This is a genomic window from Thermaerobacter sp. FW80 (genome assembly GCF_004634385.1).
GTDB lineage: Bacteria > Bacillota > Sulfobacillia > Thermaerobacterales > Thermaerobacteraceae > Thermaerobacter > Thermaerobacter composti.
Map to the genome: position 1 here is coordinate 1,954,510 of NZ_CP037895.1, position 17,239 is coordinate 1,971,748.

Here is a 17,239-nt window from a genome sequence, read left to right on the forward strand (position 1 = left end):
GCGCCGTCGCCCCGCCCCTCAACCGCCCCGCGGGCGGGGTCCCGGCCCGAACCGCGTCCCCAGGTGCAGGAGCCGCAGGGCCGTGGTGGCAGCGACCTCGAGGTGGACCGCCGCCCGAGCCATCGCCTGATCCGGCGGCATGGGCGCCGGGGTCGCCGCCAGCAGGGCGGCGACCCCGCGCTGGCGTAAGGCGGGCTCGACCGCCGGGTCGACGGCGCCGGAGATCACCACCACCGGCCGCCCCCGGGCACGGCACCGGTCGGCGACCCGCGCGACCAGCTTGCCCGCCAGGGTCTGGGCGTCGGTGCGCCCCTCCCCCGTCAGCACCAGGTCCGCCCGCTCGAGGTGGCGGTCGAACCCCACGGCGTCCATCACCAGTTCCGCACCCGGGCGCAGCCGGGCGCCGAGGAAGGCGAGGAGCGCGAACCCCAGGCCGCCGGCGGCCCCGGCGCCGGGTTCGTCCCGCAGGTCACGCCCCAGGGTGCGGGCGGCCACGTCGGCCAGGCGCAAGAGACCTGCCTCCAACGCCTCCACCTGCTCGGGCGTGGCGCCCTTCTGGGGGGCGTAGACCCGGGCCGCGCCCCGCGGCCCGGTGAGCGGGTTGTCGACGTCGCAGGCGACCTCGATCGCCGTCTCCGCGAGCCGGGGGTCGAGCCCGCCCAGGTCGATGCGGGCCAGGCGCCGCAACGGGCCGCCCCCCGGTGGCAGCGGCGCGCCCGCCGCATCCAGGAAGCGCGCGCCCAGGGCCGCTAGCATGCCCGTCCCCCCGTCGGTGGTGGCGCTGCCGCCGATGGCCACCAGCAGCCTGCGGCAGCCGTGATCCAGGGCGTCGCGGATGAGCTCCCCGGTGCCGAAGGTCGTGGCCTCCAGCGGGCGCCGCCGGTCGGGCGGCACCAGGAGCAGGCCCGAGGCGGCGGCCATCTCGATCACCGCCGTCCGCCCGTCCCCCAGCAGCGCCCAGCGGGCGTCCACCGGCTCCCCCAGTGGCCCCGTCACCCGCCGGACGAACCAGCACCCGCCGGTGGCCTGGACCAGGGCGGCGGCGGTCCCCTCGCCGCCGTCGGCCAGGGGAAGGGCGACCACGGCGGCGCCCGGCCAGCCGCGGCGGACGCCGCGGGCCATGGCGGACGCCGCCTCCGGCGCCGTCAGGCTTCCCTTGAAGGAATCGGGCGCCACCAGCACCCGCAGCGGCGGCGGGGACGGCCCCGGGCCCCGGCCGGACGAACCGGCGTCCGGTCGCGGCGGCGGGAGCCGGGGGTCCTCTGGGGCCCGCGGCCGCGGGTGGGGGAGCGGAGCCTCGGCCTGACGGGGATCGGATGGCGGGTGCACGGGTCGTCCCTCCCTGGGGTGCCGGCGGGGCGGCCCCCGCGGCGCGACGCAGGGCGCGGAGCGGCGGCATCGACCCCGCCACCGGCCGAGGGCGGCGCGGCGGGCTGGAGGCACCGGGCGGGGATCCCGGCGGCGGCCCTACGCCTGGGCCCCCTCGGCCGCTCCCGGAACGGCGCCTCCGCCATGCGCACTGCGAGCCGCCCCGCCGCGGGCCCCCGGCCGCTGGGGCGGCTGCCCCGACGCGTCGCCCCCGGCCGCCAGCGCCTCGATGCGGGGCGGCAGGCCCTGCGGGTCGGGGGCCACGAAGAGGGTGCGGGCGTGCTCGTAGCGGACGAACCCGGGCCGCGCGCCCTTGGGCTTGCGCACGTGCCGCGCCTCGGTGTAGTCCACCGCCACGCGGCCCGACCACCGGGCCTTGCTGTGGTAGGCGGCGACGCGGGCCGCCGCCTCCAGGGCCGCGGGGGACGGCGCCGCTTCCCGGTGGGGTAGGCGCAGGAGGACGTGCGAGCCCGGCACCTCCCGGGCGTGCAACCAGATGTCCCACGGGTTGGCGACGCGGGTGACCAGGGCGTCGTTCTGCCGGTTGTTGCGCCCGGCCAGGATGAGCTCGCCGCCGGGCCCGCGGTAGCGGAGGAACCCGTCCCCCTCGCCGCCGGTCCGCCGGGCCCGGGCGGCCGGGCCGCCGGCTCCGGCCCGGGATCCGTCGGGAACCCGGCTGCCGGCCCCGCCCCCGGCCGGGGCGCCCCCGCCGGGGGCGCCCCGGCCGGCCAGGTGGGCGAAGGCCGGCGCATAGCCCTGCTCGGCCAGCTCGGCGGCGATGGCCTCGAGGTCGCCGACGCTCGTCGCCTCGGCCAGCGCGTGCTCCACCGACTCCAGGTACGCCACCTCCTCGCGGGCCGCCGCGACGAGCTCGGCGGCCTGCTGGCGGCCGCGCTTGGCCTTCTGGTAGCGGCGGAAGTAGCGCTGGGCGTTCTCCTGCGGGCTCAGGGCGGGATCGAGGGGGATGACCACCGTCCCCCCCTCCGGATCGTAGTAGTTGGGCAGCTCCACCTGACGGGCGCCCCGCGGCACCTGGGCTGCGAAGGCGGTGAGGAGCTCGCCGTAGAGGCGGTAGGGCTCGGCCTCCTCGGCCCGGGCCAGGTCGCCCTCCCGTGCCTGCAGGCGGCGGCGGGCGCGATCCAGCGCCTCCCGCACCAGCTGCTCCAGCTCGCGTCGGAGCCGCTGGCGGGCCAGCTCCTCCCGGCGCTCGCGGTAGAACCGGTCGCACAGCGCCGAGACGCGGCCGTCCCCGTCCCGCTCCACCCGGCCCCCGGGGGGCGGCGACACCGGGAAGGCCGCAAGGGCCACCGCCCGTCCGGCGGCGTCCCGCACCACCACCGGATCGAAGCGGCCCCGGCGCGCAGCGTCGAGCCAGCCGAGGACCGCCTCGCCCAGGGCCGCGGCCCGCCGGTCGGCGGCCGCCGGCGGCCGGGCGCTGGCGCCGGTCCCCTGGCCGACGCTCGGCTCCCGGTGGTCCTCCTGTCCGCCGTCCGCCGTGCCCGCGGCGACGGCACCGGGGGCGTCCGGATCGATGCCGGCCCGCTGCAGCGCCTCCCGGGCCAGCTCGCGCCCCAGGGCCGGCACCTGTTCCAGCAGGCGGCGCCAGGCCGGCCGCGGGCGGGACCGGCCCTGCCCCGCCGCGGGGCCGCGGGCGGCGTCGGCATCGGCGTCCGCCTCGGCCAGGGCCTCGAGCCAACGGCGCCCCAGGGTCTCGGGGTCGCCGTCGGGCAGGGGCGTGGGGGCCGGGGGCGGCTCGTAGGCGCTGCCGGGAAGCAGGCTGCGGCCGCCGGCGCCGGCCGGAAGCCGCCGCAGCGCGTCGAGGATGCGGCCCTCCCCGTCCACCAGGATCGCGTTGGCCCGCCGGTCCAGGAGTTCGACGGCCAGGTGCCGGCGCCGGGCCGGTTCGTCCGGCCCGGGAGCGGCGAAGTCCAACCGGACCCACCGGTCGAAGTCCGGCCCCTGGCGCGCGGCCACCAGGCGCGATCCCTCGAGGTGCTTGCGCAACAGCATGCAGAAGGCCGGCGGCGACGGGGGGTTGGCCGGCGGGCGCGGGGTCAGGTGAAGGCGCGGCAGGTGGGGATCGGCGCCGATCAGCAGGTGCACCGTCCGGCCCGCGTACAGCCGCAGGACCAGGACGTGCGCCTCCGGCTGGTACACCCGCTCCACCCGGGCGGGGAGCAGCTCGCCGAGCTCCCTCAGGACGGCCGCCAAGACGAGCCCGTTCACGGGCGTCCCTCCCTGCGCCGGACCCCGCGGCACCGGGTGCGGCGGGGCCCGTTCCCACTATAACCCGGCCGGCCGCCGAGGGGAGACCTGCCATCCCCGTCGGCACCGCCGGGCCGGGGCCCTCCTCGCCCATCTCACCCGGCGGCGACCGAGGGCCCCGCCGGCCGCGGGCGGCGCAACCCCAGGACCGCCGGGTGCCGCGCTCCGGCCGGGCGGCTCATGCCGGCGGACCGGACGGCCGACGCGGAGCGCGCCCGGGCTCGGCCTGCCCGCCGGGGCTCGGGACGGAGGCGTCCGGCCCGTTGCGGGCGATCACCTCCCGGTACCAGAGGGCGCTGGCCTTGGGCACGCGGCGCTGGGACGGGTAGTCGACGTAGAAGAGGCCGAAGCGCGGCCCGTACCCGCGGGCCCATTCGAAGTTGTCCAGCAGCGACCACACGAAGTAGCCGCGCACGTCGACGCCCCGGGCGATGGCGTCGGCCACCGCCCGCACGTGGCCGTCCAGGTAGGCGACCCGCTGGGGGTCGTCCACCACCGGCTCGCCGTCCCAGCGGTCGGGGAAGGCGGCGCCGTTCTCGGTGACCATGATGGGGAGCGGGCCGTATTCGTGGTGGACCCGCAAGAGGACCTGGGCGAGGCCCCCCGGGTCGATGGCCCATCCCATGGCCGTCACCGGCCCCCGGGGAGACAGCACCTCCGCCTCCAGGGGTGGCCGCCCGGGGGCGTGCCGGACGACGGCCGGACTGTAGTAGTTCACCCCCAGGAAGTCGATGCGGGCCCTCGCCACGTCGAGATCGCCGGGACGAACCAGCCCGGCGGGCCGCCAGAGGGGCGCCAGCAGCGGCCACAGGTCGGCGGGGTAGCGCCCCCGCAGCACCGGATCGAGGAACCAGCGGTTGCGCCACCCGTCGAAGCGCCCGGCGGCCGCGGCATCGGCCTCGTCCTGCGTGGCGGGGCGTACGGCCACCTGGTCCAGGGTGATGCCCACCTGGAACCGCCCGCCGCCCTCGGCGCGCAGGGCCCGGACGGCGAGGCCGTGGGCCAGGAGCTGGTGATGGGCGACGGCCAGGGCGACGGCCCAGCTGCGGATGCCCGGCGCGTGCTCGCCGAAGAGGTGGCCGACGAAGGCCACCACCCAGGGCTCGTTGAGGGTGATCCAGTAGCGGACGCCGTCGCCCAGGGCCCGGGCCACGGTGGCCGCGAACTCCGCGAACCGTGCGGCCGTGTCGCGACGGGCCCAGCCGCCGCGGTCCTGCAGCGCCTGGGGGAGGTCCCAGTGGTACAGGGTCACCACCGGTTCGATGGCCCGGGCCCGCAGGGCGTCCACGAGGCGCCGGTAGAAGTCCAGACCCCGCGGGTTGACCGGCCCCGTGCCGGTGGGGAAGACCCGCGGCCAGGCGACGGAGAACCGGTAGGCTTTGAGGCCCAGTTCGGCCATGCGTGCCACGTCCTCGCGGTAGCGTCGGTAGTGGTCGCAGGCCGTCGCGCCGGTTCCTCCGTCCCGGATGCGGCCGGGCTCGCGGCAAAAGCGGTCCCAGATGGACTCACCCCGTCCGTCGGCGTCGACGGATCCCTCGATCTGGTAGGCGGACGTGGCCGCGCCCCAGAGGAAGCCCTCAGGGAAGGAGGGGCGAAGGGCGCGCGGGGCTAGGCCGCGGCTTGCATCAACCCTTGATCGCACCGGCGGTCAGTCCCTTGATCAGATAGCGCTGGCTGGCGAGGAAGGCGAGGAGCACGGGCAGGCTCACCGCCGTCCCCGCCGCCATCAGCAGGTCGTATCGGTTCTGGAACTGGCCGACGTAGAGGCGGATGCCGACCGGGAGGGTCTGGACCTCCGGCTTGCCCGCCAGCACCCAGGCGAAGAGCAGCTCGTCCCACGCGGCCAGGAAGATGTAGACCGCGGTCGCCACGAGCCCCGGGGCGGACAGCGGTAGGATCACGCGCCAGAAGGCCTGCCAGCGCGTGCAGCCGTCCAGCAGGGCCGCCTCCTCCAGCTCCCGCGGCAGCCGGGCGAAGAACCCGCGCATGATCCAGATGGAGGCGGGCGTGAAGAAGGCCGTGTAGACCAGGATCATCCCCGGGAAGGTGTTGAGCAGGGGGATGCCCAGCCGGTCCCGCATCCACAGGAAGAGCAGGTAGAGGGGGATCAGGAACATGATCCCGGGGATCAGCTGGGTGGCGATGACCGTCATGCCGAAGAGGTCGGCCCCGGGGAAGCGGAAGCGTGCCAGGGCGTAGCCCGCCGTGGTCGCCAGTAGCGTGGCCAGCAGCGTCGTGGCGCCGCAGACCAGCAGACTGTTCCGGAAGAAGAGGGCCAGCTGGATGTTGCGCCACATCTCCAGGTAGTTCTGCCAACGGGGGTGCGCCAGGTCGACGTCACCGGTCAACAGCCCCTGGTTGGTCTGCAACGACGCCAACACCATCCAGGCGACGGGGAACAGCATGACGGCGGTCACCAGCAGCGTCAGCAGGTTGAGGGCCAGGTGGCCGGCGGCCCGGCGCGAGGCCCGGCGACGGCGCGCCGACCGGCGATCGGTGCCGGACGGGTGACGGTCCACGGCCGGCCCGCCGACGGGAGGGCCGCCGGCCGGGACCCGGCGGGCGGTGGGAGCGAGAGGGGCCCGGCTCATGGGTTCACCAGCTCCACCTTGAAGATCCGGTACCAGACCCAGACCAGCATCAGCATGGCCAGCATCAACAGCACCGACGCAGCCGCCCCGTAGCCGAACAGCCACAGCTGGAACGACTGCCGGTTGAGGGCGGGCATCAAAAGGTCCGCCCACTCGCCGGGGTAGCCCGCCGCGTTGCCGAACATCATCGCGACGATGTTGAAGGAGTAGACGTTGTAGATCAGCTGGAACAGCAGCTGGACCGCGATCAGGGGCCGCAGCATGGGCAGGGTGATGTGCCACAACCGTTGCCAGGGACGGGCGCCGTCGATGGCCGCCGCCTCGTAGTACTCCTGGGGGATGGTCTGGAGCCCCGCCAGGAACACCACCATGACGAAGGGCCAGGAGCGCCAGATGGTGGGGATCACCACCGCCCAGAAGGCGTTGGGACCCGTCAGCCAGTGGGGCCGCTGCTCCAGCAGGTGGAGCCCGTCCACCAGCAGCCGGTTGATCACGCCGCCGTCCATCTGCCACATGAAGCCCCACAGGATGCCGATGACGTAGGCCGGAACCACCCACGGCACCAGCAGCAGCGTGCGCACCAGCGCCTGGCCGCGGAAGGGGCGGTTCAGCAGGTGGGCCACGGCGAGGCCCGTGACGAGGACGCCCGTGGTGACCACCACGGTGTACAAGGCGGTGTTGCGGGCGGCCACGGCCAAGCCCGCCCGCACGGGGTTCTGCGGGTCCAGGAGGATCGCCCGGTAGTTGTCGAGCCCCACCCAGGGCGCGTCCAGGAACTGGGTCAGGGTGAACTGGTTCAGCTTGAGGAAGGACAGGTAGATCCCCTGGGCGATGGGGATCAGGTGGACCAGGACCATGAGGCCGCACGCCGGGGCGATCATGCCGTAGGCCAGGCCGTGTTGCCGCCAGCCCTTCGCCAACCGGCGCCGCCAGGTGGGGATCGCAGGGCGCGGGGAGGTGGGGGCTGCCTGCAGCACGGTACACCCCTCCTTCACATCCATCGTCGGGCGGGGGCGGGCGAGCGTCCCTGATGGGCGCGCGGCGACCGGAACGGACGGACGCCGACCGGCGGGTGGCCAGGGCGTGCCCGCGCCTCCCGGGCGCCCCCGGCTCCCGGGGGACCGGTTGGCGCGCCAACCGGTCCCCCGGGTGGGGCGAGCGCGGCGACATGCCGCCGCGAGCCTGCCGCCGATGCGCGTCACTGGGACTGTTGGAGGATCTGGTTGACCTCCTGCGCGGCGGCGTCCAGCTCGGCCTGGATCGACTCGGCGCTGTAGGTTCCCCGGACGCCCGCGGCGATGTCCCAGATCATGCCGAAGTGCTTGACCAACACCGTCTCCATCGGCCCCCATGCGGGGATGGCGGGGTAGCTGCGGCCGTATCTGGCCGCCTCGACGAAGGCCGCCATCACCGGGTCGTCGGCCAGCTTGGGGTCCGTCCAGGTCTTGGTCACGGCCGGCATCATGCCGCTGCGGCTGGCGTACTCGATCTGGGCCTCGGGGGTCGACAGGAACTTGATCAGCTCCCAGGCGGCGTCGGGATGCCGGGAGCCCTTGAAGATCGCCAGGTTCGACCCGCCGAAGAAGGTGAAGCGGCCCGCCGGCCCCGCCGGCATGGGCGCGACGGCGAAGTTCTCCGCCGCCGGCGTCCCGCCCAGGCCGCCCTGGTCCTGGGGCGTGCGCAGGCTGCGGGCGAGCCATGGCCCGGCGAAGGTGACGGCGAAGCGGCCGTTGGCGAAGAGCGCCTCCACCTCCGCGCTGTTCTTCTCCAGGACCTCCTTGGGCACGAGCCCCTCGTGGGCCAAGCCGGTGTAGAACATCACCCCGCGCAGGGCCGCGGGCGAGTTGAACGCAGCCTGACGGAGATCGGGGGTCAGCTCGCTGCCTCCGGCGCCCCACACCCACGGGAAGATGTTATGGGCCACGTTCCAGTCGTTCTTGCCCGGGAAGCCGATGGCCGCCAGGGTCTGGCCGCCCACCTTGACGCCGTGCACCTTGCGCAGCGCCGCATGGAACCGGTCCCAGTCGGCGAAGGCCTCCTCGGGGTCGACGCCGGCGGCCGCGAAGGCGTCGGTGCGGTAGTAGGCGGCACGGACGTCGACGAACCAGGGCACCGCGTAGACGCCGTCCTGCCCGGCGATGCCGGTGGTGTTCCAGCTGGCGGGGTGGTAGGCCTCGCTGCCGCCGATCTCCGCCACCCGGTCCTGGATGTCCACCAGGGCGCCCATGGCGGCGAGGGCCGGCACCCAGGTGGTCCCCAGCTGCAGCACGTCGGGGCCCTCCCCGGAGGTGGCGGCCGTGGTGATCTTGGTCCAGGCCGAGCCCCAGTCCAGCACGGTGACCTCGACGTCCAGGCCGGGGTTGCGATTGAGGAACGGCTGGATCACCGTCAGGAAGTCCCGGTCCGGTTGGGGGCTGTTGGGCATGATCCAGACGGTGAGCTTCGTCTTCGCCCCCTGCCCGTCTTCGCCCTCGGCCCCCGACGAGCTGCCGGCGTCGCCGCCCCCACCCGGCGCCGACCCGGTCCCACTGCCGCATCCCGCCAGCGCCAGGAGGACGAGGACCAGGACCGTACCCAACCAGCGGCCGGCCCGCCGGCCGCGACCGATGCCCATGATGCATTCCCCTCCTCGCGTGTTCGCCGCACCGCACGCCCTGCAGTCACGGCGCTCCTGCCACATCCCTCCTGTCCCGACGCTCGAGGCGACCGCGACGCGATCGCCGCAGGGCGTCACCCTGCCTCCGCTCGAAAACCTTTTCGGAATGGGCGAGAGACCACCCCCTTGGGAAGAACCGCCCGCGGGCCGCGGGCCTCGGGCCCCGGACCCCGGTCCCCGGGGTCCAACGGCCCCGGGGACCGGGGATCGGCGGCTCGGATCCCCCGCCACCCCCGCCGCGGGCCGGGCGCCTCAGGGCTGCGGGGCCGCGACACCGCCGGAGCCGGCCGGGGCGCCGCACGACTGGCGCACCACGAGCCGGACCGGCAAGGTGATGGCGGGCGGCGCGGCCGCCGGGTCGTCGATCAGGCGCAGCAAGGCGCGGGCGGCGGCGACGCCCAAACCCTCCATGTCCTGGGCGACGGTGGTCAGGGCGGGGTGGACCAGGGCGGCCAGGTCGATGTCGTCGAAGCCCACCACCGCCAGGTCGCGGCCGATGCGGAGACCCCGTTCCTGGGCGGCCTTGATGGCGCCCATGGCCATGAGGTCGCTGGTGGCGAAGACCGCCGTCGGCGGCTCGGGCAAGGACAGGAGGCGTTCCATCGCCCGGTAGCCGCTGTCGAAGTAGAAGTCGCCCTGGGTGACGTACTCCGTCCGGTAGGGCAGCCCGAGCCGCGCCAGCTCCTGGCGGTAGCCGATGAACCGGTCGCGGCCGGGCCGGGTGTTGAACTCGCCGTTGATGATGGCGATGCGCCGGTGGCCGAGGGAGAAGAGGTGTCGGACGGCCAGGGCCGCGCCCCCCACGTTGTCCGACATCACGTACCCGGCCCGCGGTCCGACGAGGTCGAGGTCGACGGCCATGCACGGAAGGCCCGAGCCCGCCAGCTCGCGGATCCCCGGGGCGTCGGGATCGGTGCCCATGAGCACCACGCCGTCGACCCGATGCTGCTGGCAGCGCTTGAGGTACGAGCCGCGGCTCCCCCCGCGGGCGGGACCGCGGGCCCCGCCGGCTCCAGGGCGCGGCGCCCGGGCCGGCGGACCGGCCGCCGGCGGGGCGGCGGCCCCAGGGGCGGGGGCGGCGGGCGGGGCCGGGACCGTCGGGCGGGTCCCCGCGCCGGCGGGCCGGTCGGGCCGTCGATCCAAGGCCTGGGTGCCGGGCGGCGCGCCTCCGCCGGGCACGGGCGCCGGTCCGGGGTCCGGACCCGCCGCCGCGCCCGTGCCCTCCGGCTGGGCGTCGGCGTGGGCGAAGAGCAGGATGTCGTAGCCCTGCGCCTCCACCAACCGGTGGAAGCCGACGATCACCTTCTGGAAGAAGGGGTGGGTCAGCGCGGGTTGGGAAGGGTGGTGGAACAGGCACACGCCGATCAGGTAGCTGCGCCGGGTCACCAGGGTGCGCGCCGCCGCGCTGGGCCGGTAGTTCAGTCGGCGGGCCAGCTCCACGATGCGCCGGCGCGTCTCGTCGCTCACGTCGGGGTAGCCGTTGAGGGCCCGGGAGACCGTGGCCACCGACACGCCCGCGGCCTGGGCCACGTCGCGGATGGTCGCCACCCCGCCCGATCCCCCTTCCCCACGTCCCGTCCCTTGCTCCGGCGGGCGGCGATTGCGTCCGTTGGAGGCCAGCCGCTCGCGGCCGGCCGTCGGCCCCGTCCGCCGGGCGAAGATCGGGGCGAAAACGATTTCGATCAGACGCTTCGCCACCGGCGGTGCGATTCCTGCCGGCCGGACCTCCAATCTGCGGTCGCTGCCGCGAAGGGATTTGGGCGAGACCGTCGAAGTCCTCCCGTGACTCGACCGACCGGTCGGTCGACCCCGGGACATCCGGTGCACGGCGGGCGCGACGGCGGATGGGGCGCCACCCGTCGGGGCCGGGTGCCGGGTCCGCTCCGCGGCACCGGCTGGGCGGCGCCCGGGACGCGGTGGATGGCCCAGGGGCCGGGCCGGCGGCTCCCGTCCGGGTGACGGGGTGCGACGGCCCGTCCGGGTGACGGGCCCCGCATCCTGGACCAATGCTGCGCGGGCAGGCGTGTGCGACGGCACCCGCCCGGGTGACGGGCCGCTGGCGGGGCCGATCCCGCGGCGAACCCCACCCCGGTGGACGTCGCGCCGACGGCCCGGCGCACGGCAGCGGGGGCGGTCGGCCGGCGTCGGCCGGCGCGGGCGGCCGGACCACGATGGGAGGGGACGCGATGCCGCACGTCTTTCGCCGGGTCGCGGTGCTGGGAGCGGGGACCATGGGCTCCCAGATCGCCGCCCACCTGGCCAACCAGGGCATTCCCGTCGACCTGTTCGACCTCAGTACCGAGCTGGTGGAGAAGGCCAAGCGACGGCTGACGGAGCTCAAGCCCTCGCCGATCTACACCCGGGACGTGCTGGACCTGATCGCCCCCGGGTCCTTCCAGGACGCCGGCGACCTCGAGCGCCTGCGCGACGCCGAGTGGGTGGTCGAGGCGGTGCTCGAGCAGCTGCCCATCAAGCAGCAGCTCTGGGCGCGCGTGGCCCCCTACCTGCGGCCCGACGGCATCTACAGTACCAACACGTCCGGGCTCTCCATCGCCGCCATCGCCAGCGCGCTGCCGGAGGCGGCGCGGCGCCGGTTCCTCGGCACCCACTTCTTCAACCCGCCGCGCTACCTGCACCTGCTGGAGCTGATCCCGACGCCCGAGACGGACCCCCAGGTGGTCGCCGCCATGCGCGACTTCGCCACCCGCGTGCTGGGCAAGGGGGTCGTGGTCGCCAAGGACACGCCCAACTTCATCGCCAACCGCATCGGCTGCTACGGGCTCATGGTGACGGTGCGGGCGATGCAGGAGTTCGGCCTCGGCCCCGACGAGGTCGACGAGATCACCGGGGAGAACATGGGGCGGCCCAAGAGCGCCACCTTCCGCACGCTGGACGTGGTCGGCATCGACGTCATGAAGGACGTGGCCGACAACACCCGCGCCGCCGTCCGGGACCCGGAGGAACAGGCCGCCTTCACCCTGCCCGAGTTCATGCGGCAGCTGGTGGAGCGGGGCTGGACGGGCGAGAAGGCCGGTCAGGGCTTCTACAAGCGGGTCCCGCGGCCCGACGGCGGTCGGGAGATCCTGGTGCTCGACCCCGCCACCATGGAGTACCGTCCGCGACGGCGGCTCGAGGCGCCGTCGCTGCAGGCGGTGCGCGCCATCGAAGACCCGCTGCAGCGGATCAAGACCCTGCTGGCGGCGGACGACGTGGCGGGCCGCTTCGCCTGGGAGATCACCCGACGCACGCTGGCCTACGCCGCCAACAAGTTGGGGGAGATCGCGGACGACGTGGCCAGCGTCGACCGCGCCATCAAGTGGGGCTTTGGCTGGAACGCGGGGCCCTTCGAGCTCTGGGATGCCCTGGGCGCGGCGGCGGTCCTGGAACGCATGGAGCGGGACGGCGAGACCCTGCCCGGCTGGCTGGTCGCGGCCATCAAGGAGGGGCCGGGACGCTTCTACGTGGAGGAGGACGGTCGCACGCTGGCCTTGGCGGCGGGCGGCGAGTACGTCCCGGTGGAGGCGGACCCGCGCGCCATCGACGTGCCCCTGCTCTTGAAGCGGAACCGGGTGGTCGACCGCAACACCGGGGCGACCCTGGTCGATCTGGGCGACGAGGTGCTGCTGCTGGACTTCCACGGGCCCAAGCAGGCCATCGGCCCCGACTTCATCCAGATGGTGGAGAAGGCCGTGGCCGAGGTGGAGGCCAACTGGCGCGGCCTGGTGATCTCCAGCCACGTCAGGCCCAACTTCTCCGTCGGCGCCAACCTGATGCTCATCCTGCTGGCGGCCCAGATGGGCGAGTGGGACGAGATCGACGCCATGGTGCGCCGGTTCCAGGCCGCCAACATGAGGCTCAAGTACGCCGCCCGGCCCGTGGTGGTGGCGCCCTACGGCATCACCGTGGGTGGGGGCTGCGAGGTGGCGCTGCACGGCGACCGGGTGGTCGCCTCGGCGGAGACCTACATCGGCCTGGTGGAGGTGGGGGCCGGGGTGATCCCAGGCGGCGGCGGCACCAAGGAGATGCTGCTGCGCGCCATCGAGAACGTGCCGGAGGTGTTCTCGGGCAAGTACGCCCAGACGCCGGGGCCGGCGACCACGGACCTGACCGGCCGGGTCAACCTCCAGGTGCTGGTCAACCGGGTGTTCGAGCTGATCGCCACGGCGCGGGTGGCCACGTCGGCGGCCGAGGCGCGCCAGCTCGGCTTCTTCCGCGCCACCGACCGCATCGTGCCGAACCCGGACCACCTGGTCTACGAGGCCAAGCAGATGGTGCTGGCCCTCGACGACGCCGGGTACCGGCCGCCGGTGCGGCGGCGCATCCCGGTGGTTGGCGACAGCGGCCGGGCCCTGCTGGAGCTGGCCGCCACCAGCATGCACTGGAGCGGCTACGCCAGCGAGCACGACCTGAAGATCGCCCGCAAGCTGGCCCACGTGCTGGCGGGCGGGGACGTGCCGCCCGGCACCGAGGTGGACGAGGAATACCTGCTGGACCTGGAGCGGGAGGCGTTCCTCAGCCTGGTGGGCGAGCCCAAGACCCAGGCGCGGATGCAGCACCTGCTCAAGACGGGCAAGCCCCTGCGCAACTAGCCCCACCCCGGGGAGCGAGGTGAGTCCCATGCGCGAAGCGGTGATCGTGGCGGGCGTCCGGACACCCATCGGCCGCGCCCAGAAGGGCGCGCTCAAGGACATGCGGGCGGACGACCTGGCCGCCCTGGTGATCAAGGCGGTGCTGGAACGGGCGCCGGGCATCGAACCGCGCGAGATCGACGACGTGATCCTCGGTTGCGCGCTGCCCGAGGGCGAGCAGGGGTTGAACATCGCCCGCATCGCGGCCATCCGGGCGGGGTTGCCGACCAACGTGCCGGGCTTCACCGTCAACCGGTTCTGCTCGTCGGGCCTTCAGGCCATCGCCATCGCGGCAGAGCGGGTGATGGTGGGCGGGGCGGACATCGTCATCGCCGGCGGCGTCGAGACCATGAGCCGGGTGCCGATGATGGGGCACAACCCGTCCCTCAACCCGACCCTGGTGGCCGAGTACCCCCAGGTCTACATGGGGATGGGTCACACGGCGGAAGAGGTGGCGCGGCGCTTCGGCGTCAGCCGCGAGGACCAGGACCGCTGGGCGCTGGAGAGCCACCGCAAGGCCGCCGCGGCCATCGATGCGGGCCGGTTCAAGGAGGAGATCGTGTCCGTCCCCGTCCGGCGGGTGCGGGTGGAAGGCGGCAAGCGCATCGAGGAGACCTTCACCTTCGACACCGACGAGTGCGTGCGGCGGGACACCTCGCTGGAGAAGCTGGCCCAGCTGAAGCCCGTGTTCCGGCGCGACGGCACGGTGACGGCGGGCAACTCCTCGCCGACCAACGACGGCGCCGCGGCGGTGATCGTCATGGCCGCGGAGGAGGCCGCGCGACGCGGGCTCCCCGTCAGGGCGGTCTTCCGCAGCTTCGCCGTCGGCGGAGTCGACCCCGACATCATGGGCGTCGGCCCGGTGGTGGCGGTGCCCAAGGCGCTGAAGATGGCCGGCGTGCGGCTGGAGGACGTGGACCTGATCGAGCTGAACGAGGCCTTCGCCGCCCAGGTGGTGCAGGTGGTTCGGGAGCTGGAGCTGGACCCCGCGCGGGTCAACGTCAACGGGGGGGCCATCGCCCTGGGCCACCCGCTGGGATGCACCGGCGCCCGGCAGGTGGTCACCCTGATGCACGAGGCCCCGCGGCGCAAGGCGCGCTACGGCGTGGTGACGATGTGCATCGGCGGCGGCATGGGGGCGGCGGGCGTCTTCGAGTTCGCCAGCTGATGGCGCCATCCCCGGAGGCCATCGCGCCGCGTCGCGCGCGGGGTGCCACCCCGGGGAGGCCAGGCCGGGGCGGTCCCGCGGGGGCCGTCCGGGGCCGTCCAGGGGTGCTGGGGCATCCCGTCCCGGGAGGCCCCGGCGTGCCGGCGGAACCCCGTCCCGGCAGAGGCCGGCGTGCCGGCGGAGACCGGGGGATGCCGGCTCGACGCCGTTCGCTTCCGGCGCGCCGCCACGGCACGGTCCGGGGGCGGCGGAGGCCCCGGGGTGCTGGCGCCGCCGCGGGGCCGGGTGGCCCCGCGGCGGGGGGTGCGGGTTCGACCGGCGGATCCGGCCGGATCGTCCGCCGCCGTGACCGGAGCCGCCGGCGGGACCGGAGGATGCTCCACCGGAGGATGTTCGAAGGAGGGGAGGACCATGGCCGATGCGCAGCCCATGCCGGCGCGTGAGCCCGAAGCCCCCGCCCGCAAGCGGCCGGTGGGTGCCGGGTTCCTGATCGAGGGTACCGCGCCGGCGGAGGTGTTCACCGCGGAGGACCTGACCGAGGAGCAGAAGATGATCGGCCAGGTGGCCCGCGACTTCGCCCTGAAGGAAGTGCGCCCGCTGATCGACGAGCTCGAGCACGGCCGGCACGAGCACTCGGTGGCCCTGCTGCGGCGCGCGGGGGAGCTCGGCCTGCTGGCGGTGGAGATCCCCACGGAGTACGAGGGGCTCGGCCTCGACAAGGCGACGGCTACCCTGGTGGTGGAGCGACTGGCGCCGGCGGGCTCCTTCGGGGTGACCTTCGGCGCCCACACCGGCATCGGCACGCTGCCCATCGTCTACTTCGGGACCCCCGAGCAGAAGCGGCGCTACCTGCCCAAGCTGGCCACCGGCGAGTGGATCGCCGCCTATGCGCTGACGGAGCCCGACGCCGGCTCCGACGCCCTGGGCGGCAAGACGCGGGCGGTGCTGTCGCCCGACGGCAAGCACTACGTCCTGAGCGGCCAGAAGCAGTGGATCACCAACTCGGGCTTTGCCCACGTCTTCGTCGTCTACGCCAAGGTCGACGGCGAGAAGATGACGGCCTTCATCGTCGAGCGCGACTTCCCCGGCGTCGCGGTGTCGGAGGAAGTGCGCAAGATGGGCATCAAGGGCTCGTCCACGCGGACGCTCTATCTGAACGACGTGCCGGTGCCCGTCGAGAACGTGCTCGGCGAGGTGGGCAAGGGCCATCACATCGCCTTCAACATCCTGAACATCGGCCGGTGGAAGCTGGCCGCCGGGAACCTGGGGGCCTGCAAGGAGCTCATCGCCGTCTCCACCCAGTACGCCCAGGGCCGCAAGCAGTTCGGGCGGCCCATCGCCGACTTCCCGCTGATCCAGCAGAAGCTGGCCGCCATGGCCGCCCGCACCTACGCCCTGGAGGCCATGGTCTATCGCACGGCGGGGGCCTTCGACGCCAGCCTGAGCGCCATCGACGGCGACGCCCCCGACGCGGGCCGGCAGGCCATCGCCGCCATCTCCGAGTACGCCGTGGAGGCCTCGATCAACAAGGTCTTCGGCTCCGAGACCTTGGACTTCGTGGTCGACGAGGCCGTCCAGATCCACGGCGGCTACGGCTACATGCAGGAGTACGAGGTGGAGCGGGCCTACCGCGACGCCCGCATCAACCGGATCTTCGAGGGGACCAACGAGATCAACCGCCTGCTGATCCCCCGCGAGCTGATGCGCCGGACCCTGAAGGGCAAGCTCCCGCTGATGCAGGCCCTCGGTCGGGTCCAGAAGGAGCTGGCGGAGCTGTCGCCCCTGGGGCCGGCCGGGGAGGCGGCGTCGGGTCCCTTGGCGGACGAACAGGCCCTGATCGCCAACGCGCGACGGCTGACCTTGATGGTGGCGGGCCTGGCGGTGCAGCGGTACATGCAGCAGCTTGAACACGAGCAGGAGCTGCTGGCGGCCATCGCCGACCTGTGCATCGAGCTGTACGCCATGGAGAGCGCGGTGCTGCGGGCCCTCAAGGCGGGCGGGACCGGCGTCCACGCCGACCTGGCGCGGCTCTTCGTGGCCGGGAGCCTCGACCGGGTGGAGATCGTCGCCCGCAATGCCCTGGCGGCCATCGAGCGCGGCGACGCCCTGCAGGTGCAGCTGGGCATCGTCCGGCGCCTGCTGCGGCGCGAGCCGGTGAACCAGGTGGCCCTGGGCCGGCAGGTGGCCCGGGCCGTCCTGGAGGCCGGCGGCTACCCGCTGGGCGACCGCTGAATCCGGGACGACGGCGCCGGCTCGGGCGGGCGCCGCGGCACGCGGGGTCCGAGGCGCCCGGGAGCCCTGCACGCGGGGCCACCGCCCCCTGGCGGCCCGGGCGCGGGCTCCCGATGCGCCCGGGCGCCCGGTCGCGGCGGGATGCGGGAGGCCGGTCGGCGCCCTCCGCACCCCTGGGCGCCCTCCCGGCGGCCCTTCGACAGCAGGGGCCGGGGGCGAGGGGGGGGGGGACGGGCGGGAGCCCTGGCTCCCGCCCGTCCCCCTTCCTCCGCGGCCCGGTGCCGCGGGACCCCCTGCGCCATCGACGGCAGCGGCGGCAGCCCCCGCCGGT

10 protein-coding genes are annotated in these 17,239 nt (G+C 74.7%); 3 read left to right on the plus strand and 7 right to left on the minus strand.

Annotation, left to right across the window (positions count from 1 at the left end; genetic code table 11):
- Positions 1–18: 18 nt before the first annotated feature.
- The 7 genes from E1B22_RS08125 to E1B22_RS13730 all read right to left on the minus strand — a co-directional run bounded on the left by E1B22_RS08125 (position 19) and on the right by E1B22_RS13730 (position 10,578).
- Positions 19–1,329: a glycerate kinase gene (locus tag E1B22_RS08125; protein WP_135225245.1), complete on the minus strand. Its 1,311-nt coding sequence runs from the start codon at positions 1,327–1,329 to the stop codon at positions 19–21.
- Positions 1,330–1,467: 138 nt separating this feature from the next.
- Positions 1,468–3,594: an NFACT family protein gene (locus E1B22_RS08130; RefSeq protein WP_135225246.1), complete on the minus strand. Its 2,127-nt coding sequence runs from the start codon at positions 3,592–3,594 to the stop codon at positions 1,468–1,470.
- Positions 3,595–3,811: 217 nt separating this feature from the next.
- On the minus strand, positions 3,812–5,275 hold the full coding sequence (locus tag E1B22_RS08135) for a GH1 family beta-glucosidase (protein ID WP_135225247.1): 1,464 nt from the start codon (positions 5,273–5,275) through the stop codon (positions 3,812–3,814).
- Positions 5,259–6,152, minus strand: a complete 894-nt coding sequence (locus tag E1B22_RS08140) for a carbohydrate ABC transporter permease (protein ID WP_243123258.1) — start codon at positions 6,150–6,152, stop codon at positions 5,259–5,261. The genes E1B22_RS08135 and E1B22_RS08140 overlap by 17 nt, the downstream gene beginning before the upstream one ends.
- Positions 6,153–6,220: 68 nt before the next feature.
- Complete coding sequence (locus E1B22_RS08145) at positions 6,221–7,201, minus strand: carbohydrate ABC transporter permease (protein ID WP_207669855.1); 981 nt, start codon at positions 7,199–7,201, stop codon at positions 6,221–6,223.
- Between the two features lie 221 nt (positions 7,202–7,422).
- Positions 7,423–8,838 carry a sugar ABC transporter substrate-binding protein gene (locus tag E1B22_RS08150; protein WP_135225249.1) on the minus strand — a complete coding sequence of 472 codons (1,416 nt, stop codon included), beginning with the start codon at positions 8,836–8,838 and terminating at the stop codon, positions 7,423–7,425.
- A 294-nt stretch (positions 8,839–9,132) separates the two neighbouring features.
- Positions 9,133–10,578 carry a LacI family DNA-binding transcriptional regulator gene (locus E1B22_RS13730; RefSeq protein WP_135225250.1) on the minus strand — a complete coding sequence of 482 codons (1,446 nt, stop codon included), beginning with the start codon at positions 10,576–10,578 and terminating at the stop codon, positions 9,133–9,135.
- A 488-nt stretch (positions 10,579–11,066) separates the two neighbouring features.
- Here E1B22_RS13730 and E1B22_RS08160 point away from each other — a divergent pair, with 488 nt between their 5' ends.
- The 3 genes from E1B22_RS08160 (at position 11,067) to E1B22_RS08170 (ending at position 16,908) form a co-directional block, all read left to right on the plus strand.
- A complete protein-coding gene (locus E1B22_RS08160) occupies positions 11,067–13,469 on the plus strand; it encodes a 3-hydroxyacyl-CoA dehydrogenase/enoyl-CoA hydratase family protein (RefSeq protein ID WP_135225251.1) in 2,403 nt (800 codons plus the stop codon).
- A 28-nt stretch (positions 13,470–13,497) separates the two neighbouring features.
- Positions 13,498–14,676: an acetyl-CoA C-acyltransferase gene (locus tag E1B22_RS08165; protein WP_135225252.1), complete on the plus strand. Its 1,179-nt coding sequence runs from the start codon at positions 13,498–13,500 to the stop codon at positions 14,674–14,676.
- Between the two features lie 411 nt (positions 14,677–15,087).
- Positions 15,088–16,908 (plus strand): acyl-CoA dehydrogenase family protein, encoded by a 1,821-nt coding sequence (locus E1B22_RS08170; protein WP_135225253.1) that lies wholly within the window; start codon positions 15,088–15,090, stop codon positions 16,906–16,908.
- The last annotated feature ends 331 nt before the right edge of the window (positions 16,909–17,239 follow it).